The sequence below is a fragment of the Tuberibacillus sp. Marseille-P3662 genome, from assembly GCF_900178005.1.
Classification (GTDB): domain Bacteria; phylum Bacillota; class Bacilli; order Bacillales; family Sporolactobacillaceae; genus Marseille-P3662.
The window spans coordinates 840,994-866,983 of the sequence record NZ_FXBS01000006.1 but is presented as its reverse complement, the minus strand read 5'-3'; the positions used below and the strand labels follow the sequence as shown (position 1 = coordinate 866,983).

The window sequence follows — 25,990 nt, the reverse complement described above, 5'->3', positions numbered from 1 at the left end:
ACTTTTAAAACTGACCTTTTTAATAAATTCTCTGCTCAATAGAAGAAGCCTGCTTAGAGTTGAGTATTTTAAATGATGATGGGTTATTCCGCAAATCATGTGTCAATTCAGCCAAATCGGCAATTAATCCCGCGAATTCAGTCGATAATCCCGCGAGTTCAACTCACAATCCCGCCAAATGGTGTTGCCACCTTTATTTATTGTAAAATGAACAAGAATGGAGTTGACGATCATGCAAAAGCATATTGAATATAAATCACCTCAGTCAATACTGACGAAAACAGGTGGTTATCTTGAAGGATACTCACATTCGTTAAATCCTTACACCGGATGTGCTTATGGATGTGAATTTTGTTACGTAAGGCAAATGCCTGTGGGGTTATTCCGGAAAGAGGCATGGGGGACCTGGGTTGACGTCAAGCAAGTCACACAGGACAAGTTATACCGTGAACTCAGAAACGCCAAGAAAAAAGGACCGGTCACCATCTTTATGTCATCCAGTACCGACCCTTATCAACCTATTGAAATGAAAACTACAACGACACGACATTTATTAGAGGTTTTAGTGGATGAGGTGCCGGACTTTTTATTCGTGCAAACGCGGAGTCCATTTGTAACACGTGATCTAGATTTATTAACTCAAATGAAATCACGTGTTCGTATCAGCATGACGATTGAAACTGATTGTGAGGATGTCAGACGCGCATTTGCTCCCTCGGCACCGCCGATTCAGGCACGAATGCAGGCCATTAAGACGTTTACGGACGCTGGGTTCGATGCACAAGTCGCGGTCGCACCTCTTCTCCCACACAGTGATAACTTCGCGCAACAGTTAGCTGAAATCACGTCCCGTGTCTGCATCGATGACTTTTTCATGGGTGACGGCAGCGGCGGCCGCCGCACCGAGCGTATGGGAATTAAATCTATCTATGATCAACATCATTGGAGCCATTGGTACCGACGGAATGCTCACCACTTCTTATTGGCGCAATTAAACAAACACTTTGATAACACTAACATCTTTATTAGTCAAGAAGGCTTCCTGCCTTTTTAAAGGTTCAAGAAATCAAACCGAAGTCAAGCGTCAGTCCGTATCGCTTGAGAAAATCCGTCCCTAAAATCGCGTCAAATCCGTATTGACCTTGAATATCACCTAATTGAATGGTAAAAGACGGAAACGTAACATGATTAAACGAGATATCATGAATCAGCTGCTGATAAACCCATTCACTCTGACCGCCAACCCCATACATTTTTGCGGGCTTTCCCGAGAGTACGTGGAACATAACCCCTGCTTCTGAGGCACAATCTGTATCAAGTACGGTAGCTGCGGATCCCGTATCAATTAATACGTGATTCAACTCAACTGGCTCATGGTTCAGATATTGAAGACTTAGTTCTGCAATGGGTAATTGGTTTTCTATACGAATATGCATATCATCACCTACTGACTGTTAATTATTAAACTCTATTCATCAGCATTGTCGGACATGCATCGCTTTTTTAAACACACAAAAACGGCCAATTCATATCGCTGAACTGGCCGTTTCTATTAAGATAGCTTGTTGCCGTAATCCCAGAAAACTTCACGGCTTAACCAACCGTATAATTGATTGTCCTCTTTTGGATTGTTCGTATCATATTGTGATAGCATGATCTCTGTCTGTGAGCGATGCGCTTTAAGCGCGGCAATTTTACGGTCAAACTGATCGCTAACATCCATCTCGATATCATGTGGTCCCAAAATCACTTCGGCATCATCAGTAATAGCTTTGCAATATAATTCGGGCCGTTTTTCCTTTGGTAACTTGGCAACCGCTTTGACAACCGCAAGGCCGTAAGCATCGTGATCAGGGTGAATCGCATAACCAGGGTAAAACGTCACCACTAATGTCGGCTGCACTTCAGCAATAATTTCACCAATTTTGTCAGCAACCTCATCCGGATCTTCAAATTCAAGCATTTTATCGCGAAATCCCAGCATGCGGACATCGGTCACACCTAATGCGTTACAAGCAGCAAGCAATTCCTCTTTTCTTACATTCGGCAGCGTTTCCCTATTCGCGAAAAACGGATTTCCCATGTTCCGTCCCATTTCACCCAGGGTACCGCATGCGTAAGTGACGGGTATCCCTTTGGCTACAGATTGAGCCATTAAACCGCCCGCTGCAAACGACTCGTCATCGGGATGGGGAAAAGCGATGAGTACATGTTCGTTCATAGTTCATCCCTCCTAATAAAATACGATTAATCAAATGGCTGTTCACTAATCTCTAGCGCAACTGCTAACCGACCTTGATCGTCATGACCGGCCAGCAATAAGCGCTGTTGTTCATCAATCTCCCAATCGGTTAGACCCTCTGCATAGACCCAGCCTTGATCAAGTTTTAAGCCGACTCGAAAGGGCCCTTCTCCAGAAATGACAGCACGCGTGAACATTACTTGTGTATTTCGGATATAGGCACTAGCGGTTAAGGATTGGTTCCGATAACCTGTGTAGGCACCGCTTGTTGTTTCCAAATGCAAATAGACTGACTTGTTATTATAAGCTTCCAAGGCCACTTGTACATCCCGTTTAGCTATGGCTTCCATGTCATTCTCCCCTTCCTCTACAATTATTTTTACTTCGTCGACCTTTCATCCCTGCTAAAATGATACGGTAGTGCTTAGCGAAGCGGGGAAGTGCTCCTTTATCCCAATTTTGCTTTGACAATATCACTAAACTGCTGTAATAACCCTTCACCGCTAAGTAAGGCCTTTCCGCCCCCTTGCGCCCGATTGCTATTACCGCCGCCCTTACCGTCAATCAGCTTGAGCCCTTGTTTCATAATGTCGTTCATATTCAGCGGATGATCCTGGCTGCTGGCTGCCACAACATGGAGACGTCCCTCATGTTTGGAAACGACTAAGCTTATTGTTGACGTCCGACCCTCGGTCAACGCTCCGGTCATGTGTTGCAATTCCTTGATGTCATGAGTGAAAAACACACCTTTAATCAAGGTTGTCCCATTAATGTCCGAGGCTCGACTTAACATGTCTTTCATTTCATAATCCATAAGTTCTCTTTTCGTCGCCTTCAAAGTGTCGTCCACTTCATTGTAATTTTGCATGAGTTTGTCGATTTTTTGTGGCAGTTCTTTAGGCGAGCCATCAAATTTTTGACCGGACGCTTGTAAAATCTGATTTTGTTCGGACAGAACATGTAATGTCCGGCGGCCACAAACGAATGTTAATCGGATTTTTTGACGATGACGTTCCCAACCTAAAATTTTTATCGGGCCAACTTCAGCGGTCATATCTGGATGCGTTCCGCCGCAAGCATTATAGTCGATCCCTTCAATGACGACCAACCTCAATTGACCGTCGACTTCAGGGATTTTACGCAAAGGGTAATCTGGGATTTGATCCTGATTCACCCACTTTGTCACTATGGCACGGTTCTCAAACACAATGTCGTTGGCAAGACGTTCCGCTTCCTGTGCTTGGTCTTCCTCTAAATGATCTGTGTCTAAGTCAATCGTGACATGGGTTTCCCCCAAATGAAAGCCAATCGTCGGCATTTCAAATTCATCGGCAAACACAGCTGATAAAATATGTTGCCCACTATGCTGCTGCATATGATCAAAGCGCCGCTCCCAATCAATCAAGCCTTTGACATCAGTATGATCCTCTGGCAAAGGTTTTTCCAAATAATGCCGAATCCCTTCTGCCGTCTTATCAACATCAATAACTTTAATGCCGTTTAAAGTTCCTATATCATGCGGTTGACCCCCGCCCGTTGGGTAAAAAGCTGTTTCATCTAAGATGACAAATGATCTGCCGTCGTCATCTTGACCTTGCTTGGTGATATGGGCGTCAAAGGCCGTTATGTAAGCATCTTTATAATATAATGGCTTATGTGTTGACATGATCTTAACCTCCCACTTGACCTTTTCACTTGTCTAGCGTCCCTTATTATATCATCATTTGCATATGAACATAAATTTTCCGATATGGCTTTTGCAAAATGACCTATGCTATAATCCTGATGGTCACTAGATGAATGGGTTTCAATCGACCTTCGTTAGTGGGAAGGAGGCGAATCATGCATCAGACTCATACGCTTCAAGAAAAATGTAAACTATTATTTTCAATATTACTCCCGATACTGGTTACGGAATTAGCGACCTATGCTATGAATTTTATCGATACAGTAATGTCCGGTCAGGCAGGAACTGACCAATTGGCAGGCGTAGCCATTGGTTCAAGTTTGTGGGTGCCGATTTTTACAGGTTTGACCGGAATTATTTTAGGTTTGACACCTATTATCTCACAATTGATTGGCGCAGATCATGCTGATCGTGTCGCCTATCCATTGTTGCAGGCGATTTACTTATCCATTGTGATTGGTCTAATTGTTATTGGGCTGGGGACCATCTTTCTCGAGCCAATCTTACAAGGATTAAATGTGACACCAAGTGTGCAATCAATCGCAACAGGCTATTTAGCCACTTTGGCTGTGGGAATTTTGCCATTATTTATTTATACTGCGATCCGCTGTTTTATTGATGCCTTAGGACAAACGCGTGTGACGATGATCATGACCCTTGTCTCTCTACCCGTTAATGCCGTGCTTAATTATATGTTTATCTTCGGACATTTTGGCGCTCCGGCGCTTGGAGGTGTCGGGGCCGGGGCTGCTTCCGCGTTAACCTATTGGCTCATTATGATCATCGCTTTATACATCGTTATTCGGGTTGAGCCGTTTAGGGACTACCAAGTTTTTACCAAGCTCTATCGCGTATCAATCAAAGCCTGGTCTGACCATCTAAAATTGGGCTTACCAATTGGTTTTTCAATCTTTTTTGAGACGAGTATTTTTTCTGCGGTGACATTTTTTATGAGTGATTACTCAACCGTTGTTCTAGCCGCCCATCAAGCGGCGATTAATTTCGAATCGTTTCTATATATGCCGCCGTTTAGCATTTCCATGGCCCTCACCATCGCGGTTGGCTTTGAAGTCGGGGCCGGGCGTCATCGAGATGCGATCCATTATAGCTATTTAGGTATGGGAGCTGCTGTTCTGTTAGCGGTTATGTTTTCCGGGCTCTTATATCTATTCAATGACTCGGTTGCTCGCATCTATTCACAGAATCCTGAAGTGATTACGATGACGGCTCATTTTCTCATCTATGCAATCTTTTTTCAGCTTAGTGATGCAATAGCCGCGCCCCTCCAAGGTGCCTTACGCGGATATAAGGACGTGAACATGACCTTTGTTGTCGCTCTAATTTCCTATTGGCTGATTGGGTTGCCGTCGGGGTATCTCATCGCTCATTACACACAGTTTGGACCTTTTGGCTATTGGATTGGTCTATCCATTGGGTTGACAGCGGGTGCGGTATGTCTATTTATCAGATTGCTTGTATTACAGTCAAGACATAGAATGCCTCAATCATCTTAAGAGGGATGTCTGCAGCAGACATCCCTCTTAACTCGTCTTCTTCGTGAATTTGTCTGCGACTGAACTCGCACCAAAAGAATCCGGTTTTATTTTCGGGGTATAGCCAACCGCTGTGACCCAACCGACAATTTCTTTAATCAATGTCCTTGTCTTACCATGATTCCCAATATCTAAATGGATTTCAACAGGCCATTCCGAGAGCTGAGTGAACACGCCTTTGTTTTTAAAATACTCAACCGTCATTAGGCTAAATTCTGTTTCTTTGTAAATGCGGTAGCTTAATTGATGAACTGGCTTCTGATTAAATTTCCGGAAATAAAACCGGGCGCCTTTTCCCACCCGATGAACAATCAATGCTGTGACAAAACACGTTGAACGTGAACTCGTCTGTGAGTCGGTACCCACAACGATTCGGTAAGGATCATTAGGTGCTTCATTGATAAACGCTTTGATTTGTGCCATCACTTCGTCAATAGTCATTTGGCCTGTCGTTGGACTCGTAAAAAGCATAAACAGCCCCCTTCTTTCCATACATCCAATTAATATACAATATGCATACTAAGACAATCATATATCGACATATACCTAATTAACGGTTAAACGTAGTTATTAGGCTCTAATAAATGCAAGTTATATTTTGAAGACAGGGCTTCTAAAACATTCATACCGGCAATACTGTTACCCTTCTGATCAATCGCAGGACCGATGATACCAATCCCGATTCGATTCGGAACCAATGACAGAATACCGCCGCTCACGCCACTTTTAGCCGGCAATCCCGTCCGCATGGCACTTTCACCTGATTCATTGTACATCCCTGCTGTCAACATAATCGTTGTGACGACGCGAATAATATCACCACCAACCAACCTTTGATTACTAACAGGTATGACCCCGCCATTGGCGAATAAAGCCCCTATTTTTGCTAAATCACTGCAAGTAACCTTGATTGAACACAGCCGAAAATAAAGATCAAGCGCTGCCTCAACATCAGTATTAATAACCTTTGTGCTTTTCATAAAATAAGCCAAGGATCGATTACGATCACCTGTTCGTTTCTCTGATTCATAGACACTGTGATCAAACTCAATGGTTTCTGCTCCTGTCATGTCTTTAAGAAATTGGCTCACCCGTTCGAACTTGTCTTCAACGCTTTGCCCTTGAACCATCGAAGCAACCGCAATTGCTCCAGAATTAATCATCGGGTTTAACGGTTTATGACTTTCGACGGTTTCCAACTTGGAAATCGAGTTAAACGGTTCACCGCTTGGTTCCATACCGACTTTCGAAAAGACATAATCGTAACCATGATCAACAAGCGCCACCATAAGACTAATGACTTTGGAAATGCTCTGCAATGTAAACGAATGCTGGCAGTCACCCACACTTATTACTTGTCCATCTAAATCGGCTATAGACATGCCCAAAATTGACGTATCTTGTTTGGCGAGTTCTGGAATATATCCTGCTAACTCCCCTTCGTCCGTTAAATGACGGTTTTCACGAATTAACTGTTCTAAATCGGCTGATGTCATGTCAGCTGCCATTATCATCATCCACCCTTTTGTAGCCCATTATCCCCAATAGTATTTGGATACCCTAAAATGGGTATTCAATAGACATAAATTTATTAAAAAAATACGGACTGTCGCATCACAGTCCGTAGAGGTTCTATTTAATACTGAATGAGATAATATTTTTTCTTACCGCGGCGAAGAATGATAAACTGGTCGTCAATTCGATCATCGGCTGTTAGCGTATATTGCATATCTTGAATTCGTTCACCATTGACATAAATCGCTCCATTTTTAATATCTTCCCTCGCTTGTCGTTTGGAGCCTGTTACACCCGCCTCAACAAGGACATTCAGCAATCCAACATCTTCTTTTGAAGTCATGGTATAGGATGGCACATCTTTAAAACCTTGCTCAATATCCGAACCTGACAATTGTTTGACGTCACCACTAAATAGAGCTTGAGAAATTTTAACCGCCTGTTCCAGCGCGTCCTCACCATGAATGAAACGGGTCATCGCTTCAGCAAGAGCTTTCTGGGCCGGACGCTGTTCCGGTGTTTTTTCTTGCTCCTGTTGTAAAGAAGCAATGGTGTCCAGACTCAGGAATGTAAATGACTTCAGAAATGGAATCACATCACGGTCATCCGTGTTATACCAGAATTGGTAAAATTCATAAGGTGTTGTCTTTTCTGGATCAAGCCAGATAGCGCCACCCGCTGTTTTGCCAAACTTCGTACCATCACTCTTCGTGATTAACGGGACCGTCAAACCATAAGCCGGTTCCTCATGACCCGTACGACGGATTAATTCTAATCCAGCGGTGATATTACCCCATTGATCACTGCCGCCAATCTGCAAGCGAACCTTTTCTTTGGTATAAAGATTCAAGTAGTCATAAGATTGCAGCATCATGTACGTAAACTCAGTATATGAAATACCTTCCTCTATACGCGTCTGTACAGAATCCTTAGACATCATGTAAGTAAGCGGAAAATGTTTACCTGTATCCCGTAAAAATTCAACTAATGTCAATCCACCTAACCAATCATAGTTATTCACAACCCGTGCGGGATTATTGTCCCGTTCGAAATCAAGAAACCTTGATAACTGATCTTTAATTTTCTGTCCCCATTCACGTACGATTGATTCCTCATTGAGCTGTCGTTCTGATGTGCGACCACTTGGATCACCAATTAATCCTGTGCCACCTCCAACTAAACCAATCGGAAAATGGCCTGCTTCTTGAAAACGACGAAGCGTAATAATCATGAGCAGATTGCCAACGTGTAAACTGTCACTGGTCGGATCAAACCCACAATAGAGATGAATGGGTTGTTTTAAAGCTTCCTTTAGCGATTCAATATCTGTGGTTTGATAAATAAGCCCTCTGGCCTCTAAATCTTGAATAATATCCATTTGTCATCATGACTCCTTCTACAATCATTTTTACCAAATAAAAAAAGCCCTCCTATATAAGGAGCGCTAATACGCGCGGTACCATCCTTCTTGAATCTTTGCAAAAAAAAAGACTCCGGCTCATTCATATAACGGCTGTCACCGTCTTCTGTTACTCAGTATCATTCACAGAAGCACTCCGGGAGGTAATTCGCTTATAAGTCTGTGCCGGTTCGCAGCAACCACCAGCTTTCTGAAACAGGGACATATTAGCTACTGGCATCCCATCCATGATTTCTACTATAATATTGTATATATACCCTTTTACCATAAATTATAATGAGGGTCAACGATTGATCATACATTTGGACAGTTAGTGAGTGAAGACAATGAAACAATTATTATTAGTTGGAGCTGGACTGGCTCATTTACATATTATAAAACAGTTGCGTCAAACAAATCTGCCCGATACTGAAGTAACACTAATTTCACCGTCTCCTATCCATTACCACGCTGGGTTGTTTTCAGGATTTGCTGAAGGTATCGATGCTTTGGACGATATCAGCCTAGCGATTGAACCTTTAACTGAAGCTGCTCAGGCCACTTTTTTACAAGATGCTGTTCTTTCCATAGATCCGAACACGAAGCAGGTCCTCACCCAAACCGGCCGTGTTCTTTCCTTTGATTTGATTTCATTTAACAATGGCACACTAACCGGTGAGACCAATATTACGGGAGCGCGTGAATCGGCTCTAACAATTAAACCAGACTATCGCTTCCCAGAGGTGATTGATAAGGTACGCACGCAAGGTGAATTATCCATTGTCGGTGACGATAAAATGACCATTGAACTTGCTGGAGCCATTAAGGCATGGCGACACCGCCATCACGTGACTGAACCCGTTAGAATACTCGCAAACGGCCGTTTGCTGGCGAACCATCATCCAAATATTAGTTCCAAAATTGAAAAACATCTTGGAAAGATGGGAATTGAATGCTGGTTAGACACGCCGATTCAAGAAGTTTATCTAAATGGTGTCCAAGCTAAAACCGGACAAACGATCCCTCATGATCACTTGCTCTGGTTAATGAATGACAAAGCAATGGACATGTTTCGAAAAGCTAAATTACCGACCGATCAAAATGACTATTTACTTATCGAAAATACCTTACAAGTCAAAAAGTATCCCTATATATTTGCAGTAGGCCGGACAGCAACGATCAATCAACATCCCAACCACAGCTTATCAGCAATGGATCCCCTACAAATGGGGGAACTTCTTTGGCAAAATATTAAAGGTTATTTGACTAACGGTGAGGGATATGTTTTTGAACCGTCAATGGAGATCCAAACCACTATATCCTTGGGTCAAAAGAAAGCTTGTTTGATTAATAAAAACAAAGTATCTATCAGTCGGCGGTTATGGGCCGTTCATCATCGGCATCAGAGACACATCCTTTCACAAATCAAACGTGGCGACGTTTAATGCGTTCTGTTTCCTTCTAATAATGGTAATAATTTTTGATAAATCGCCACAATTTCATCTAATTTCATTCTGACAAGCCCGCTGGAGGAGGGAGCAACAAAATCGATTGTCCCTGGTATCATCGAAGTTTCTTGCTCCCCCCATAACACTTTTCGTCGACCGCTGAAGGCTTGATAAACCCCTTTACCGACGTAGCAAACAATGGCAGGGTGCAAGGTTTCAATCTTTCTCTTCAATCTTTCCGCGCCTTTCTTATATTCGTCGTTAGAAATCCCTTCTGCCCCTTTGGTCGGACGATCAACGATATTCGTTAAACCATAATGATATTTTAAGACATGAGCGTCCTCCTCTGGTTTTAGTTTTCGCTCAGTCAAACCAGATCGATATAGTATCGACCAGAATCGATTATTCGGATTCGCATAGTGATGACCCGTTTCACCAGACTTTAGGGACGGATTAAAGCCGACAAATAATAGGTTTAAACCAGCTTCAACATGATCTTCAAGCGATTTCAACATCAACACTCCTCTTATTTTTACCTCGCACCATACAAAGATGGGTTAGTGTCGACTAAAATAATATGGTCGTTACTTAACAAAGCGAGGAAGTAATCCTTGAACATTGATTATAATTACGCCTCATAATAGATATAACATACACACATTAATCCTAAATCACGAATAAATGTATACAATCATGAATCTCCTTTTAATTATTACAAAAAATAGGTCTTAATACCCCATTGTCGTAACAACTAATAACACATACAATAAGGGACAAGGTTACAACACATTACATTCTCCATTCAATTTATAATGTTTGTATAAATTTTAATCAAATGAAGCTTGGAGAATCTAAATGAAGCTCTAGAGGGACATTGCCAATATTTATTTAAAAAAATATCTTTACAAGAAATTCATGAAGGCATATTATAAGTCATATGGTTGAAAATGTGTCGACCTTGAAAGACAAGGAGGAAACCGGCATTATGATGGATAAAATAAAAAATGGTTTCAAAAATGGACTCAAAGGGTTAAATAAGTATAATTTTTTCATGATAGCCATTCTCTTATTTTGGTTGAAATCTTATATCGTATTTAACTGGGTTCTTGATTTAAACATTGAAAATAGCATGCAGGCATTTATCTTGTTTATTTCGCCTCTGAGTTCGGCTCTCTTCTTTTTCGGATTCAGCTTATTTTTTAAAGGGGTGTGGCATCGCGTTGCTATAATAGTCATTCAAGTCGTGTTGACAGGCTTACTATACGCCAACGTTGTCTACGGCCGCTTTTTTAATGATTTTCTCACGTTTGCCGATATTTTTATGTGGAAAAACGCCGGTGATTTAGGCCACAGTACAGGATCATTAATCCATGGCTTTGATTTCATGTTTTGGCTGGACGTATTTGCAGTCATTGCTTTAGCTTTTTTCATGAAAATACGTCAAACCAAAAAATCTCGGTTTGCTGTTCAAATGACAATTTTTGCTTTAGCTATCGGGATTTTCATGGTCAATCTTTCACTTGCTGAAGGTCAAAGATCACAGTTACTAACGCGCGCCTTCGACCGCGCTAAACTTGTAAAACTGCTTGGATTATATAATTATCACGTCTATGATATCGCCATGAATGTCAAAGCATCGACACAAAAGGCCTTGGCGGATTCAAGTGATGTTGTTAATGTAAAGAACTATGTTAAGGCGCATGATGTTCAACCCAGTGACAAGTTTTTTGGTGCTGCTAAGAATAAGAACGTGATTTTAGTATCAATGGAATCGACACAAAACTTCTTAATTGATTACAAGCTAAACGGCAAAGAGGTCACACCGTTTCTAAATGATTTGAAGGACAAAGTATTCTATTTTGATAATTTTTACCATAATACGGGACAAGGTAAAACATCCGACGCTGAGTTCCTAATTGACAATTCATTATATCCGTTACCAGGCGGATCTGTATTCATGAACTATCCGTCGAATGAATACAACGCTACACCGGAAATCTTAGATAAACAGGGTTATCAGTCCGTCTCTTTTCACGGCAACCATGCAAGTTTTTGGAATCGCGACATTATGTACCAAACCTTGGGTTATGACAAGTTTTATTCGGAAAAATATTTTAACATGAAACCAGATAATACGTTAAACTATGGTCTGAAGGATAAACCTTTTGTTAAACAAGCTGTACCTATGTTAAAGGATGTTGAGCAACCGTTTTATTCTAAATTTCTTACACTGTCTAATCACTTCCCGTTTCCACTGGATCCTGGAGAGGCATCGATTGAACCAGCTAATACGAATGATGGTGTCGTGAATCGCTATTTTCAAACAGCGCGGTATCAAGATGAAGCGTTAAAACAGTTCTTCCAAAAATTAAAAGACGCTGGAATATATGATGACTCCATTATCATTCTTTACGGTGATCATTATGGTATTTCAGAGAATCATAATAAAGCCATGACCAAAATTCTTGGTGTTGATGAAATTACTCCATATCGTCATCAACAATTACAAGAGGTCCCGCTTTTTATTCATATTCCTGGAATGGACGGGAAACAATCAAAGGTCATGCATACCGTTGGCGGTCAAATTGACTTGAAAAGTACGATTCTTAACTTATTAGGGGTTAAGGCTGAAGACGATATTGCGTTTGGCTCTTCCCTATTCTCACCTGAACATAGGGATTTCACGATTTTCCGTGATGGAAGTTTTGCGACTGACCAATATGTCTATTCTGCCAAGCATGAGATTTGTTATGAAAAACAGGATGGCGAGAAACTTAAAGGCAAAAAAGTTGATATTAAGTCTTGTCAACCGTTCATCAAGGAAGCTCGACATGAGTTAAATCTCTCAGATAACGTCATTTTCGGTGATCTTCTCCGTTTTAATGACGAAGATAACGCAGCCAACAATAGTAATAGTAAGAAGCAGAAAGCTGATAACAAACATTAATAAAAGGCCCGTGAACAATTGTTCACGGGTTTTTTTGGGCTTTATTATTTTATCCAATTAACTGCTGAATCAGCCTTTCCAGCTTTTGTTCCTTTAAATAACCTTTATGGACATAAACAATGGTGCCATCAGCATCAATAAAAAACGTTGTTGGAATGGGTCTGATCCAATACTTTTCCGACACTTTTCCCTTCTTATCCATTAATACGGGAAACGATAAATCATAGGTTTTCATAAATTGTTTGGCGGCCTTGACGTTATCTTTTTGAGTTAGATTAATGCCGTAAATCTGTACATCATCTTTATATTTCTGATACAACCCTTGAAAGCCTGAAGCTTCGTCTTGGCAAGGTCCACACCATGATGCCCAAAAATTGAGAATCAAGGGTTTGCCCTTGGCATCCTCTAAACTGTACGACTTTGCTCCATCAACTGTTTCCAGATGAAACGAGGGCGCGGGATGCGTCACCTGTGGTGCGGCTTCCTTTTTGGAAGGCTGACTTGATGACGTTTGGGTCGACAATGATTCATCTTTACCGGCATTGGTATCATCGGAACCCAACGCATCATTATACTGATTCAAGTAAATTGTAATAAAAATGACGGCTGCGGCTACCACAAAAATTAGAATCCATTTTTTATTCAAACCATCATCACACCTTCACTTTACAAACCTTGAAAACCTGTGAGCTTACTTAAATAGACCGTTATTAAACTTAACCAATCAAAAAATAACATGATACCAAGGATTATCATGATGATTCCGCCGACTTTCATAAATGTTTGTGAGCGTCGCTGAATCCACTGTAATTTTCCAATGAAGAATGCCAGTAAAAAGAAAGGAATCGCAAAGCCGATCACATATAGAAACATATAAAAATAGGCCATACTCGGATGTGTGGCTGCCATTCCCCATACGGCTACTAATATCGGACCGGCACACGGGGTCCATCCAGCTGCAAACCCCATTCCAATCAATACCGAACCAATCATACCGCTTGGACGATTCTTAAATGATAACCGGCGCTCTTGCATCAGAAACTGGGGAGTAAAGACGCCAAGAATCATCAACCCCATGATTATGATGAGAACAGCACCAATATGTCTAAAAATATCCATGTTTTTAAATAAAAACTGTCCGATTAATGTAGACGTAAATCCGAAAGCCGAAAAGACAATTGAAAACCCAATGAGAAAAAACAATGTATGTAATAAAGCACGCTTTTGAATAATGCCCTTTTGTTTCAATTCATCAACTGATAAACCGGTAATGTAGGACAAAAAGGCCGGATAGAGGGGTAAGGTACATGGTGATACAAATGATAGTAACCCCGCACCAAATGCCAAAAAAGCATTGACGTTGACACCCATTTTAAAACCCTCCCGGAACGATTATGGTTGAATCTCTTTCATATAATTTAACACTTCTTGAGTACTTGTCATTTCTCCCTTCTTAACTTTAACGACCTTACCTTGAGGGTTAATAAAAAAGGTCGTTGGTATTGGTTTGATACCATAAGCATCCTTTACGATACCATCCCGATCCATGAGAACCGGAAAGTCCAGTTTGTAACGGTCAACAAATTGTTTAACGGTTAAGGAAGATTCTTCAATATTGACTGCAATAATTTCAACATCATTCACTTTATCGCTATGATAAGCAGCATTTAAGTGCGGCATTTCCCGTTTACAAGGATCACACCAACTTCCCCAGAAATTCAATACCACCCCTTTGCCCCGATAATCAGACAACTGGAGCTTCTCGTCATCAGCCGTTTTAAGCGTAAAATCACGTGCCATATCATCGGCTTTAACGGGCTCTTCATTGGTGAAAATTTCATAGATTGTATAGCTAATTGCCGCAACCAAAAGGATAAGTATAATCGTTCGGATCACCAGCCGACGATTTTTACTCATGTATATTTTTTTTCGCTTTTGTTCATCCATTGGTGTAGTGCCTCCTAAGACTCAAAAACCCACTTAATCAATTGTACCATATCATGATTACCTGCTACCGTGAATCATAAAAGCCATTGTTAACATAGTTGTCAGAAAGATGTCAAAAGATGCTAATCATAAATTGCCCAATCCTCATACCAATGAAGGCCAGAATAAGGCCAAGACAAAAAGTGAGTGTCATATAAAGCACCATTTGGCGCCAATGTTTTTTTAACATCCCTTCTATGTTCTCCACATTAAACGTCGAAAAAGTCGTTAACGATCCCATGAAACCTGTGCCTAACATTAAACGAGTTTCCATAGATAATGGCAAGGCAATAACGATTCCAAGCAAAAGCGACCCAATCAGATTAGCAGCTAGTGTGCCTAATGGAATCATTCTCCCTTTATTCCAACGACTTAATAAATATCGTCCAATCGCACCAAAAAAAGCTCCTATACAAAGGCCTATCCAACCCATCATTGATGTTGCACCTCTTTATGATTCCGATAATGGCGCTCGCCGAGTTTGTAACCCATATACGCCGCAATTAAACCACCTAGAGCACTGAAAAGAATATAAACAAAGGCTAATGGCCACGAATCATAGAATAATTGCACGGTCTCAGTACTCAACGTTGAGAAAGTGGTATATGAACCAAGCAAACCAGTACCGACACCATTTTTAATATAATCGGATACATCAAGCTTTTTGATATAAGAGGTTAACCATCCGAGCAGGACACAACCGGTTAAGTTGACCAGTAATGTGCCATAAGGAAAACCGTAAGCTGACACATTCAACCAAAGACTGATAACATACCTCATTGATGCGCCTACCATGCCAAACAGGCCAATACAGATCGACATTTTCATTGGTGTCACTCCGTCTGACAAGAATTCAAAACAAACCCCCGCCATTCATTGACAGGGGTTGTTTTGTATGAACAAATTGTATCCGAACTGTGTCTATTCGTCAATTATATATGTTCAGCCTGTTTCACATATTCACTAAACACATTAGATAGAGCTTCAACCGTTCGATTGAGTTCAGCTTCTGTGTTATCAACACCGCCAATTTCTATCAAAATTACATTGGATCCTAAATCTTGATTATAGATCCCGTTCCCTTCTGTTTTTCCTTTTCCGAAAACCCCGAGACTCAAACCCGGATATTGATCATTGAGCTGTTTATTCAACTTTTTCATAACACTAAGATTCTTCTGGTAACCATTATGGGCTTCACCGTATATGAATGATACTCGAGCATACTTTTCACCATTAATCGTTGCTGTGGTCTCTTTTTTTCTTTGTGAATCCCGGTGAATATCGATCAATAGGTCATAGTCCGTTTTACTATTAATCGCCGGCTTCACAACAGTTCTTGAAGCTTGGTAAGAATCATACCAATCCCAATTTTTATGTTCTTTCAATATGCGTGGCACATAAGTTTGATCATGAACTGCTTTGACCCCTTTTTGGGACAACTGGTCTTTCAACATTTTTCCCACATGTAAAACACTCTTACTAGCGTCATTAGATGAAGCTTTAGCGGCGCTATCAGCACCTTTTAACCCTAATAAAGGAAGATACGCTTCATAAGAATGCGTGTGATACATAAAGACCTTCGCCCCCTGAACATCTTCCGATTGTACGGGCGGTTGCTTCTCATCATTCTGTTCTTGATTTCCAGCTTGATTACGCTGATCTTTAATATATTCCATCGGTGGCGGTGATTCAACAGGAATATTGGTATAATCGGTCCCTTGGCCAGCTGCCAAAATTTTTGTATCAAATATTGAGAAGCCAGGTAATTCATTGCCAAGAAAGCTCCGTTCATCTTGAAAATTAATATTCGTTACGGCTGTTAATGCTTGCTGCGAAAAGCTATTTTCTTGATAGTTTGCAGGTAATATTTCTGCTAAATAAGGATTCTCCGCACTCATCCAATCAACAATAAACTCCGCTTTCAATTCGGTTAAGGCTTGGTTAATCTTTCCGACAAACAAGACGTTGTTCAGCATTTGTGACGATAAAATCCCGCAAATGATAAAGATGCCGACAAGAAAAGCTATAAATAAACCGGAAATTTTTCGAAGCGGCGCATTTTGTTGAGGGGTTATCGGTTGAAACATGAGCATCTTCCTTTTCTCATACTCTGGCTATGAATTCTATTAAGACATATATATTAGCTAGTCTTTGTGATTATGACTCATCTGATAGAATTAAGAATGAGAATCTGATTTCACTGTTAATAGCGTTGTCATTAATCCGGCTAAACATACAATCACAGTAGAAAAGGCTAGGTTAATCCCTGCTGTCTCCGAACCGATTATTAAGATGCTCGCATCCATTATAAGTATAATAATCCCTACATTTAACGGCCATTTGTCAGCAATAAATAAGGCCAGCAGATCAAGGCCACCGGTACTTGTTTCAAATCGAAGCAAGGTACCGATACCAATACCGACTAACAGACCTCCTAGAATCGCGCTCATGATTAATGGCAAATGAAACTGGCCTCGTAACGGCGCAAACAAATCAATAAAAAACGATGAGATAAGTAAACCGTGTAAACTATTATAAAAGTAACGACGCCGATAGAAAAAAATAAAAATGTAGATCGGTAAGCTGAAGAACAAAATCGTCAAACCAGGCCGAAAGCCAAATGTATATTTAATAATTAAACCAATGCCGATCATACCGCCATCCAGAAGTTGATAGGGAACAATGAAACCATCGATGCCCATCGCCAATATCATACTTGCCAATAAGATTGCTGTGGCTTTTTTTATCATCAAAAGATCCTTTCAGTGCTTTTTAATTATATATATGAGACAGGCTCGATGACCTTTACAAAAAAGCACAAGTCTATTGATGATATGGCAATGTTGCTTAAAATCAACCCGATACAGAACAGCCGTTATTCAGTGATTCCTGTTTGGACAATATTAACTTTTACATGAATGTTAAACTGAGCACGACTATATAATTCATCACGCCACTCGGAACTATCAATACCTCTCACCTGATGCTTAAGATCACTTCCAAAGCCGAGTGGATCCACATGCTTTTCCTGAAGAACTTTAAGCATGTTTAATCCATTCTTCTTAACCGAATCTTCCATTTCCTTTTCAACTTTCTTTATTGTCTTAGGATCCTTTAAGTTAATATCCTTAATGTTTTCATTAATTTTTCCTCTTATCTTGATAGTAATATCGAAAACGGGAGTGCCTGATGTCATCTTAACCTTCCGCTTTCGTTTAGATTCCAAGGTTTCGACAACAGCTGTATTAGGACGGCTATAATCACCAAATTTGATCGGATATTTCCCAGAATCGGAATCATGAAGCATTGACTTGAAAACATAGGCCTGATGCATATTGATTTTCCCGACATATTTATACCCATCAAATATCGCTAGACCTACAACATTAACTTTATCTTCACTTAATTTAAGCAGGGGTAAAAATGGATCTTGAAAAGGATCGTAATACTGATTCACAAAATAATGCAGATCGGTTCTCGGCAGATTATCCCCATTAATATTCTGTTTAATAAGATCAGAAATATATAACGATGGTGAATCTGCTAATGGGTAACTTTTTTCCAGGAACTTACCCGCTTTACCTTCCGTTACGGCTAAATAGAGTCTTGTCCCCACACTTGGATCCCTGTATAAAGTATTAATTGTATGAACAACACCATTTTCTGCAAGTTCTTGTCCAAATAATGCCACCCGGGCTTGGCCACTTGTAATGGCTTTGGGTGAAGCGCTATTGGCACTTAATCTAAACGATTCGTTCGATGGACTTACTTTTTGAAATACAGATATATCAACGGTTTTGTCTGGGTTGAATTTTGGCATTGTGAGCGTTCCCTTAACGCTGTCATCATCGACATAGTCAAAAGCCACACTGTGAACGGATTGAACTTGGTCGAGAATTCTCTGTTGGACACAGCCAGATAACATCAAACATGTCAGGATAATGATAACAATACGAATCATTCCTTCGTCCGCCCTTTCCCAAAAATCAGTGACAACACGAATAAGCCAGGGATATAAATATAGGTGAGAATCGTACCAAATAATGCTGTCTGTGTGTTCAATTGACTGATCCCCTGACGTGTGGTTATTAAGACTGAACCGATCATTGAAAGAATCAATATTAAAATAAGTGCATGCTTTTGTTTGATAGGATAGACTCTTTTCAATATCCGGCTTGCCGCCCAAAATGAAACAGCTATATTAGGCAGGACAATTAATAACCAAAATGAGATATAAATAAACTCCAGCCGTTCAAGAAACGGAAATTGCACGTATTTAACAAGACTTAAAGTAGCCCAATAAGTATCATTCAATTGCCCTTCACTGAAAAAAGCAATGGCTACCACAATAATTAATGTATAAGCCGCTGTGGTTAAAACCGCCCCTAAGTGAGCCCATTTTTTTGATTTATTTCCATCTTTAATAAAAGGATAAAAGATCATCAGTGAGCTAAACCCCAAATAATTTAACAATGCCACATTTGATCCCTTTAAAATCGTTGTGGTTGAGTGATCATAAACTGGAAAAATTGAGGTGAAATCTGAAAATGGAATATTAAAAAACAAAATCACAAGCAGCCAAAATGGTACAGCAACACCAAGAAAGACGACACCATTGACGATGCGAAATCCACCGGAAACGATATAATATATTAATAAAAGAATCGTTAACACAAAAAAGCTTGTTCCTAACTTCGGAAACACCCAAACTTGAACAATTTCTGTGTAGGTTCTTAAGACAGTCACACCCACCGTTATAAAATAAACAGCATAAATCGTACTGATTAGCCCACCAATCCACTTTCCTAGATAAAGACGATTCACCTCAACGAGATCACCTTTATGTTTGTCTAATAGCTTAAACATAAAAAAGAGAATCACATTAACGGACAATCCCGCAATCAAAACAGATATCCAAGCATCATTTTCGGAGACATCGGTCACATATTTCTGATAACCAAGCATACCGACACCGGCTTGCATCGTATGAATGAGATAGAATAAGTAAAACCCAGACACTTGTCTGTTTTCCGGAACATGTACCTTGCCCATCAGTCTTCCTCCCATTGCATTGAATGATTACTCGTCGATGTCTTTCCTTTTGGCAGCACGCTTCGAATTCACACGGTTTCGATCTTTCGGCCTCATAAGCATCGGACGACGTGTCGACCGACTGAATGGCATTCGTAATATCGCATCACTCACATCCGAGAGTCTTAATGGATAAATGGGTTCCATATAAGGTCGACCTAATGATTCCAAGCGTATGAGATGCGTGAGTAGAAAAGCCAAACCGATCATAATACCGACAAGTCCCCATATTTGTGCACATATAACAAACGGAAAACGCAATAAACGGATGGTATTGGCCATTTTATAAATCGGGGTTGTAAATGAAGCTAGGGCGGCTAAAGCCACAACAATTAACAAAATATTACTTGTCAAACCCGCCTCCACCGATGCCTGACCGATGACGATCCCACCCACAATACCGAGTGTTTGTCCGACTTTTGTCGGTAATCTTGCTCCTGCCTCACGAAGAAGCTCAATCGTTAACTCCAAAAATAAGACTTCCAGTATAGGCGGAAACGGAATGTTTGCCCGTGACGATATCAATGTGCTTAATAAGTCCTTGGGAACCATTTCAAAGTGATACGTTAGAACCGCAACATAAAGCGGCGTCGCAAATATTGAAAACATTACAGAGAATAATCGGATGATTCGGAAGGCTGTTCCCATAATCCAATTAATATAATAATCCTCAACGGCTGAAAAAAACTCGGTAAGGGTGGTCGGCATAATTAAGACAGAAGGTGATCCACTGGTTAACACACATACTTTACCTTCTGCAAGAACTGCCGCCACCCTGTCTGGCCGTTCCGTATTAATGAATAATGGAAAAATGGATGACGAGTGGTCCGAAATCAGTTGCATAAGATAGGTGCTATCATTGATTTGATCAAACTCTAGGTCTTCTAATCTTTGCGTAATGGTGTTAATATTCTCGTCATTGGCGATACCTTTGATATAACAGACAGAAACTTTTGTCTTCGTCAATTTACCAATGGTCATTTCTTTGAATTCTAACTGTGGTAAAGGCAATCGTTTGCGAATCAAATTAATATTCGTGTCCATATTCTCAATAAAAGATTCCTTGGGCCCCACAACCGAAAATTCAACTTCTGATGTACTAATTTGTCGGCTTTCATTTTTTGGAATATTAATGATGAGACAATTTCCGTTTTCCCGATCCTCTTGTATAATCACTTTACCACGTAAATATTCTGCCTTTATCTTATCTACATCATTAGTCACCTTGATATCTTCAATAGGAATGACATTAACGAAACTTTCAAACGAGTCAACCTTTTTATGTAAATAAGGTAATACACTTCTATTAAGTGTCTCATTATTGATTAGCGTTCTTAAATAATAAATCCAAACCTTATGTTGACCCGCTTGATATGTGTATTGGGTGAAGTCAAAAGAACGGCTTGCTCTTTTCATTAACTCTTGCAAGCTTTTTTTATCATTTTCTTTGCGTTTGTTATTAAAGAACATCATTTAACCGTCCTTTCCATTTATCAATTTAGTTATTTTACATCATGAGGCATTTTATACATATATATCAAAGCATAAAAAAAGAAGGTGCTCGTTTTAGAACACCTTCTTTAGATGAAATATCGTCTTTATTTTTCCTGATTGTCAGGATAAGTTAACCAAAGTTCCTGAACTTCCCCTGATTGGTCCTGGTCCAAGACATAATGACCATTGCTCAAGCGGTCATTCGTACGCAATTCATCCACAGCAACATCGACTTGTTCAAGGCTCTCAGTTTGTAGATGAATCGTTTCTTGACCGTAGACTAAAGCAATACCAGCGATGCGGTGAGGTTGTTTTTTCAACTCACGCAGGCTCAATGCACCTCTTTTAGCGCGTGATGATTTTTCCAACGTATGATAAATGGCCATCTTTTTTATCGCACCACGTTGAGTTGCTATCACAAGATTCGGGCGCTGCCCGACGCCAAATGTTTTTGCACCCACGACGTAATCTTCATCTTTTAGTTGAATCCCTTTGACACCAGCCGCCCGCTGACCTACGAGTTTGGCTTCTCCTTCATGAAACCATAGCGCATAACCGTACCGGGTCATAAGCAACAAATCATGATCACCATCTGTGAGATGAATATCAATTAATTCATCGTCATTCTTAAGACGTAAAGCCATTAACGGTTTGGCATGTCGTTGCGCTTTGTAATCAGCTAGTGGGGTTCGTTTTACTTGTCCATTTCGTGTGATAAACGTTAAATAATGATCCTCAGAGAATTCTTGAACCTTAATCGCATGCACGACACTTTCATCTTGATCAATAGGCACAAGGTACGCTAAATGCTGACCTAGTTCTTTCCAACGCTTTTCCGGTATTTTGTGTACAGGTAAATAAAGATAGTTTCCTTTGCTAGTAAAGACTAATAACGTATCGGTTGTATTGATTTCTTCTTTCAATAGCATACGGTCCGTATCCTTCATGGGGGCGTCTTCACCGTTGCTTGCCATATAAGACCGTAGACTGGATCGCTTGATGTAACCTTCTTTTGTCAAGGAAAGCATGACATCTTCAGGTGCGACCATGACTTCCAGGTCAATTTTAATCTCTTCAATCTCATCCTCAATCTTCGTTCGGCGTTCGTCCCCATACGCTTTCCTCACTTGCTTAAGCTCTTGCTTGATGACTGATTTAAGTTTCGATTCACTGTTCAAAATCGCTTCTAATCTTTCAATGGTTTGATTCAGTTCTTCCGCTTCTTGCTCCAGTGTTTGAATATCTGTATTCGTTAAACGATACAGTTGCAAGTTAACAATTGCTTCCGCCTGCGCTTCTGTAAAGCTATAAGCGTCCATCAAGTTTTGTTTCGCATCTTTTTTATCTTTGGAGGCACGGATCGTTTGAATCACGTCATCAAGAATAGAGACGGCCTTAATCAAACCTTCAACAATGTGCTGACGATCTTTTGCTTTATTCAACTCATAGCGGCTGCGTTTTGTTACAACATCCTTTTGGTGATCAATATAAGATTTCAGGATGTCCATTAATCCCATGATTTGCGGTGTTTTATTCCGTATAGCCACCATATTGAAATTATACGTGATTTGCAGATCAGTATTTTTATAAAAGTAGTTTAAAACACCCTCGGCATCACCGTCTTTTTTCAATTCAATAATGACTCGCGTTCCGGTTCGATCCGTTTCGTCGCGAACCTCTGCGACACCTTCGACTTTTCGATCAAGACGCAATTCTTCCATCTTTTTAACCATATTCGCCTTATTGACTTCATACGGGAGTTCATCAATGATGATCTGCTCACGACCGCCGCGAAGGCTTTCGACTTCTGCCTTCCCTCTAACGACAATTCTGCCTTTCCCAGTGCGGTAGGCTTTTTCAATTCCTTCTTTGCCTTGGACAATACCACCAGTCGGAAAATCGGGACCTTTCAACACGGTCATCACTTGCGCCAAATCAGCGTTAGGTTGATCAATAAGCATCATGGTCGCATCAATGACTTCTGACAAGTTATGCGGTGGAATATCTGTCGCATACCCCGCGGAGATACCCGTTGACCCGTTCACGAGTAAATTAGGGAATTTAGCTGGTAACACAATCGGTTCGTTGATAGTGTCATCAAAGTTGGGAACAAAATCGACAGTTTCTTTGTCTATATCTGTTAATAATTGTGAAGCTATGGGGGCCAAGCGCGCTTCCGTATAACGCATGGCTGCGGGTGGATCACCATCAAGGCTCCCGTTGTTTCCATGCATTTCTACGAGAAGATTGCGCACTTTCCATTCCTGACTCATACGAACCATCGCATCATAAACAGATGTATCACCGTGGGGGTGATAATTTCCGATGACATTACCAACCGTTTTCGCAGCTTTACGATAAGGCTTTTCAGATGTATTCCCGTCTTGATTCATCGCGTAAAGAATCCGCCGCTGTACCGGCTTCAATCCATCGCGAACGTCCGGTAAAGCCCGTTCTTGGATAATATATTTACTGTAAATACTGAATCGATCACCGATCACTTCTTCCAATGGAAGATCCAACAACTTCTCTGAGTTTGCCATAAGTTACTGATCCCCCTCTATTTCAGTCACAGACAAGTTTTCGTTTTCAAGTATATTTGTTTCTTCATCCAAACCAAATGCAACATGGGATTCAATCCATTTTCGACGGGGATCAACTTTATCCCCCATCAAGACAGAAACCCGGCGTTCTGCACGGGCGACGTCGTCAATTTTCACCCGAATCAAGGTGCGCGTCTCTGGATTCATCGTCGTTTCCCAAAGTTGCTCAGCGTTCATTTCACCTAAGCCTTTATACCTTTGTATCGCGTAACCTTTTCCAACCTCTTTGATGGCGGCCTGAAGACCGTCCTCATTCCAAGCATACTCGACCTTTTGTTTCGCCCCACTGCCTTTGCTGACTTTATAAAGCGGCGGCAAAGCAATGAAGACCTTTCCGGATTCAATCAATGAACGCATATAACGGTAGAAAAATGTTAAGAGCAACACCTGAATATGAGCCCCATCCGTATCGGCATCTGTCATAATCACGACTTTATCATAACTGGAGTCTTCTAAATTGAAATCTGCGCCAACACCAGCACCAATCGCGTGAATAATTGTGTTGATTTCTTCATTTTTAAAGATATCACCGAGTTTAGCCTTTTCTGTGTTGATGACTTTTCCCCGAAGTGGCAGAATCGCTTGAAACTTACGATCGCGGCCTTGTTTCGCCGATCCACCAGCTGAATCGCCTTCAACAAGATATAGTTCATTTTTCTCTCTGTTTTTGGATGCTGCTGGTGTCAATTTTCCACTTAACACCGATTCTCTTTTCTTATTTTTCTTACCGTTGCGGGCATCTTCTCGCGCTTTTCTTGCCGCCTCCCGAGCTTGTTGAGCTTTAACAGCTTTTTTAATCAACATTTCACTCACTTTTGGGTTTTCCTCTAAAAAGTAAGTTAACTGCTCGGAAACAATCGTATCAACAGCTGAACGTGCTTCACTTGTACCTAACTTGCTTTTCGTTTGCCCTTCAAACTGCAGCTGAGCCTCAGGGACTCTAACCGACACAATACCTGTAAATCCTTCACGAATATCACTGCCATCCAAGTTTTTATCCTTTTCCTTAATCAGACCTGTCTTACGGGCATAATCATTAAAAGCACGGGTGACAGCTGTTTTAAATCCGGATTCATGTGTTCCTCCATCTCTGGTCCGAACATTATTAACGAATGATAGAATATTCTCAGCATAACCATCATTAAATTGAAAAGCAACGTCAACTTCAATATCGTTACTATTCCCTTCGAATGCAGCCACTGCGTGCAACGTATCTTTGTCTTCATTTAAGTAGTCAATAAAGGCTTGGATACCTGACTCATATTGATAGGTCTCCGCTTCCTCTGTACGGTCATCTTTCAGAGTGATTGCTACCCCTTTTAGAAGAAAAGCGGCCTCTCGTAGACGTTCACTTAATGTTTCATGATGAAATGTTGTGTTAGTAAAAATTGTAGGATCTGGTTTAAAATGAATCGTTGTTCCTGACTTCCTCGTATTCCCTTTATGCTCAAGTGTGGTCACCGGACGTCCGCCATTCTCAAATCGCTGCCGGTATTTTTGACCATCACGGAAAATCGTCACTTCTAACCACTCGGATAACGCATTAACAACAGACGCACCAACACCATGTAAACCGCCACTCGTTTTATATCCGCCTTGTTGTCCAAACTTACCACCGGCATGAAGAATGGTGAAAATCACTTCAGGTGTCGGTTTGCCTGTTCGGTGGGTACCTGTAGGCATTCCCCGGCCATAATCAGAAATGCTGATGCTTTGATCATTATGTACGTGCACATCTATAACATCACCGTAACCTGCCAATGCTTCATCAACCGAGTTATCAACAATTTCGAAAACTAAATGATGTAGCCCTTTGGCATCAGTTGAGCCTATATACATTCCCGGTCGTTTTCGAACGGCCTCAAGCCCCTCCAAAATTTGAATGGAATCATCATTATATTGATTCATCATATTTGTCAAAGTCATCGTTCTCCCTCTGCAATCATTTTTACGACGTCGACTTTACTTCCCTGCTAAAATGATATGGTAGTACTTAGCGTAGCGGGGAAGTGCTCCCTCTGCAAT

Annotated in this window: 24 protein-coding genes and 1 other annotated feature; of the genes, 4 read left to right on the top strand and 20 right to left on the bottom strand. The window is 40.8% G+C overall.

The window, feature by feature from the left end:
* Window positions 1–232 precede the first annotated feature (232 nt).
* Window positions 233–1,054 carry an SPL family radical SAM protein gene (locus tag B9Y89_RS12945; protein WP_085523630.1) on the top strand — a complete coding sequence of 274 codons (822 nt, stop codon included), beginning with the start codon at window positions 233–235 and terminating at the stop codon, window positions 1,052–1,054.
* Between the two features lie 4 nt (window positions 1,055–1,058).
* On the opposite strand, the gene B9Y89_RS12940 is transcribed toward B9Y89_RS12945, so the two are convergent.
* The 4 genes from B9Y89_RS12940 to B9Y89_RS12925 all read right to left on the bottom strand — a co-directional run bounded on the left by B9Y89_RS12940 (window position 1,059) and on the right by B9Y89_RS12925 (window position 3,908).
* Window positions 1,059–1,436: a retropepsin-like aspartic protease gene (locus tag B9Y89_RS12940; RefSeq protein ID WP_085523629.1), complete on the bottom strand. Its 378-nt coding sequence runs from the start codon at window positions 1,434–1,436 to the stop codon at window positions 1,059–1,061.
* A gap of 116 nt (window positions 1,437–1,552) precedes the next feature.
* The gene (gene bshB2, locus B9Y89_RS12935) at window positions 1,553–2,221 is read right to left on the bottom strand and encodes a bacillithiol biosynthesis deacetylase BshB2 (RefSeq protein WP_085523628.1); all 669 of its coding nucleotides are present in this window, start codon (window positions 2,219–2,221) and stop codon (window positions 1,553–1,555) included.
* Between the two features lie 26 nt (window positions 2,222–2,247).
* Window positions 2,248–2,592, bottom strand: coding sequence for a YojF family protein (locus B9Y89_RS12930; protein ID WP_085523627.1), 345 nt, complete (start codon window positions 2,590–2,592; stop codon window positions 2,248–2,250).
* A gap of 98 nt (window positions 2,593–2,690) precedes the next feature.
* Window positions 2,691–3,908 carry an alanyl-tRNA editing protein gene (locus B9Y89_RS12925; RefSeq protein WP_085523626.1) on the bottom strand — a complete coding sequence of 406 codons (1,218 nt, stop codon included), beginning with the start codon at window positions 3,906–3,908 and terminating at the stop codon, window positions 2,691–2,693.
* Between the two features lie 176 nt (window positions 3,909–4,084).
* On the opposite strand from B9Y89_RS12925, the gene B9Y89_RS12920 reads away from it, so the two are divergent.
* Window positions 4,085–5,443, top strand: a complete 1,359-nt coding sequence (locus B9Y89_RS12920; protein WP_085523625.1) for an MATE family efflux transporter — start codon at window positions 4,085–4,087, stop codon at window positions 5,441–5,443.
* 27 nt (window positions 5,444–5,470) lie between these two features.
* Here the strand turns inward: B9Y89_RS12920 and B9Y89_RS12915 are convergent, their stop codons facing one another.
* From B9Y89_RS12915 to tyrS, 3 genes are all read right to left on the bottom strand, one after another.
* A complete protein-coding gene (locus B9Y89_RS12915) occupies window positions 5,471–5,953 on the bottom strand; it encodes a ribonuclease H-like YkuK family protein (protein ID WP_085523624.1) in 483 nt (160 codons plus the stop codon).
* A gap of 86 nt (window positions 5,954–6,039) precedes the next feature.
* A complete protein-coding gene (gene glsA / locus B9Y89_RS12910; RefSeq protein WP_085523623.1) occupies window positions 6,040–6,990 on the bottom strand; it encodes a glutaminase A in 951 nt (316 codons plus the stop codon).
* A 128-nt stretch (window positions 6,991–7,118) separates the two neighbouring features.
* On the bottom strand, window positions 7,119–8,375 hold the full coding sequence (gene tyrS, locus B9Y89_RS12905; protein ID WP_085523622.1) for a tyrosine--tRNA ligase: 1,257 nt from the start codon (window positions 8,373–8,375) through the stop codon (window positions 7,119–7,121).
* 56 nt (window positions 8,376–8,431) lie between these two features.
* Window positions 8,432–8,654: a binding site (T-box leader), on the bottom strand.
* 89 nt (window positions 8,655–8,743) lie between these two features.
* Between tyrS and B9Y89_RS12900 the strand changes: the two genes are divergently transcribed.
* The gene (locus B9Y89_RS12900; RefSeq protein ID WP_085523621.1) at window positions 8,744–9,841 is read left to right on the top strand and encodes an NAD(P)/FAD-dependent oxidoreductase; all 1,098 of its coding nucleotides are present in this window, start codon (window positions 8,744–8,746) and stop codon (window positions 9,839–9,841) included.
* Here B9Y89_RS12900 and mug read toward each other — a convergent pair.
* A complete protein-coding gene (gene mug / locus B9Y89_RS12895) occupies window positions 9,838–10,356 on the bottom strand; it encodes a G/U mismatch-specific DNA glycosylase (protein WP_085524734.1) in 519 nt (172 codons plus the stop codon). The genes B9Y89_RS12900 and mug overlap by 4 nt on opposite strands.
* A 473-nt stretch (window positions 10,357–10,829) precedes the next feature.
* On the opposite strand from mug, the gene B9Y89_RS12890 reads away from it, so the two are divergent.
* The gene (locus B9Y89_RS12890) at window positions 10,830–12,791 is read left to right on the top strand and encodes an LTA synthase family protein (RefSeq protein WP_441351487.1); all 1,962 of its coding nucleotides are present in this window, start codon (window positions 10,830–10,832) and stop codon (window positions 12,789–12,791) included.
* 49 nt (window positions 12,792–12,840) lie between these two features.
* On the opposite strand, the gene B9Y89_RS12885 is transcribed toward B9Y89_RS12890, so the two are convergent.
* From B9Y89_RS12885 to parE, 12 genes are all read right to left on the bottom strand, one after another.
* Entirely contained in the window at window positions 12,841–13,437 is a 597-nt protein-coding gene (locus B9Y89_RS12885; RefSeq protein ID WP_085523620.1) for a TlpA family protein disulfide reductase, read from the bottom strand.
* A 20-nt stretch (window positions 13,438–13,457) separates the two neighbouring features.
* Entirely contained in the window at window positions 13,458–14,162 is a 705-nt protein-coding gene (locus B9Y89_RS12880; RefSeq protein WP_085523619.1) for a cytochrome c biogenesis CcdA family protein, read from the bottom strand.
* A gap of 21 nt (window positions 14,163–14,183) precedes the next feature.
* A complete protein-coding gene (resA, locus tag B9Y89_RS12875; protein ID WP_254901248.1) occupies window positions 14,184–14,738 on the bottom strand; it encodes a thiol-disulfide oxidoreductase ResA in 555 nt (184 codons plus the stop codon).
* Between the two features lie 112 nt (window positions 14,739–14,850).
* Window positions 14,851–15,213: a fluoride efflux transporter CrcB gene (gene crcB / locus B9Y89_RS12870; RefSeq protein WP_085523618.1), complete on the bottom strand. Its 363-nt coding sequence runs from the start codon at window positions 15,211–15,213 to the stop codon at window positions 14,851–14,853.
* The gene (locus tag B9Y89_RS12865; protein ID WP_085523617.1) at window positions 15,210–15,605 is read right to left on the bottom strand and encodes a fluoride efflux transporter FluC; all 396 of its coding nucleotides are present in this window, start codon (window positions 15,603–15,605) and stop codon (window positions 15,210–15,212) included. Before B9Y89_RS12865 ends, crcB begins: the two co-directional genes overlap by 4 nt.
* A gap of 104 nt (window positions 15,606–15,709) precedes the next feature.
* Window positions 15,710–16,864, bottom strand: a complete 1,155-nt coding sequence (spoIIP, locus tag B9Y89_RS12860; RefSeq protein ID WP_176222214.1) for a stage II sporulation protein P — start codon at window positions 16,862–16,864, stop codon at window positions 15,710–15,712.
* 90 nt (window positions 16,865–16,954) lie between these two features.
* A complete protein-coding gene (locus B9Y89_RS12855; RefSeq protein WP_085523615.1) occupies window positions 16,955–17,527 on the bottom strand; it encodes a YitT family protein in 573 nt (190 codons plus the stop codon).
* A gap of 125 nt (window positions 17,528–17,652) precedes the next feature.
* A complete protein-coding gene (locus B9Y89_RS12850; RefSeq protein ID WP_085523614.1) occupies window positions 17,653–18,738 on the bottom strand; it encodes a Ger(x)C family spore germination protein in 1,086 nt (361 codons plus the stop codon).
* Window positions 18,735–19,829 (bottom strand): GerAB/ArcD/ProY family transporter, encoded by a 1,095-nt coding sequence (locus B9Y89_RS12845; protein WP_176222213.1) that lies wholly within the window; start codon window positions 19,827–19,829, stop codon window positions 18,735–18,737. Before B9Y89_RS12845 ends, B9Y89_RS12850 begins: the two co-directional genes overlap by 4 nt.
* A gap of 27 nt (window positions 19,830–19,856) precedes the next feature.
* Complete coding sequence (locus tag B9Y89_RS12840) at window positions 19,857–21,338, bottom strand: spore germination protein (protein WP_254901247.1); 1,482 nt, start codon at window positions 21,336–21,338, stop codon at window positions 19,857–19,859.
* A 128-nt stretch (window positions 21,339–21,466) separates the two neighbouring features.
* Window positions 21,467–23,905, bottom strand: coding sequence for a DNA topoisomerase IV subunit A (gene parC, locus B9Y89_RS12835; protein ID WP_085523611.1), 2,439 nt, complete (start codon window positions 23,903–23,905; stop codon window positions 21,467–21,469).
* A gap of 3 nt (window positions 23,906–23,908) precedes the next feature.
* Window positions 23,909–25,891 carry a DNA topoisomerase IV subunit B gene (parE, locus tag B9Y89_RS12830; protein ID WP_085523610.1) on the bottom strand — a complete coding sequence of 661 codons (1,983 nt, stop codon included), beginning with the start codon at window positions 25,889–25,891 and terminating at the stop codon, window positions 23,909–23,911.
* Between the last annotated feature and the right edge of the window lie 99 nt (window positions 25,892–25,990).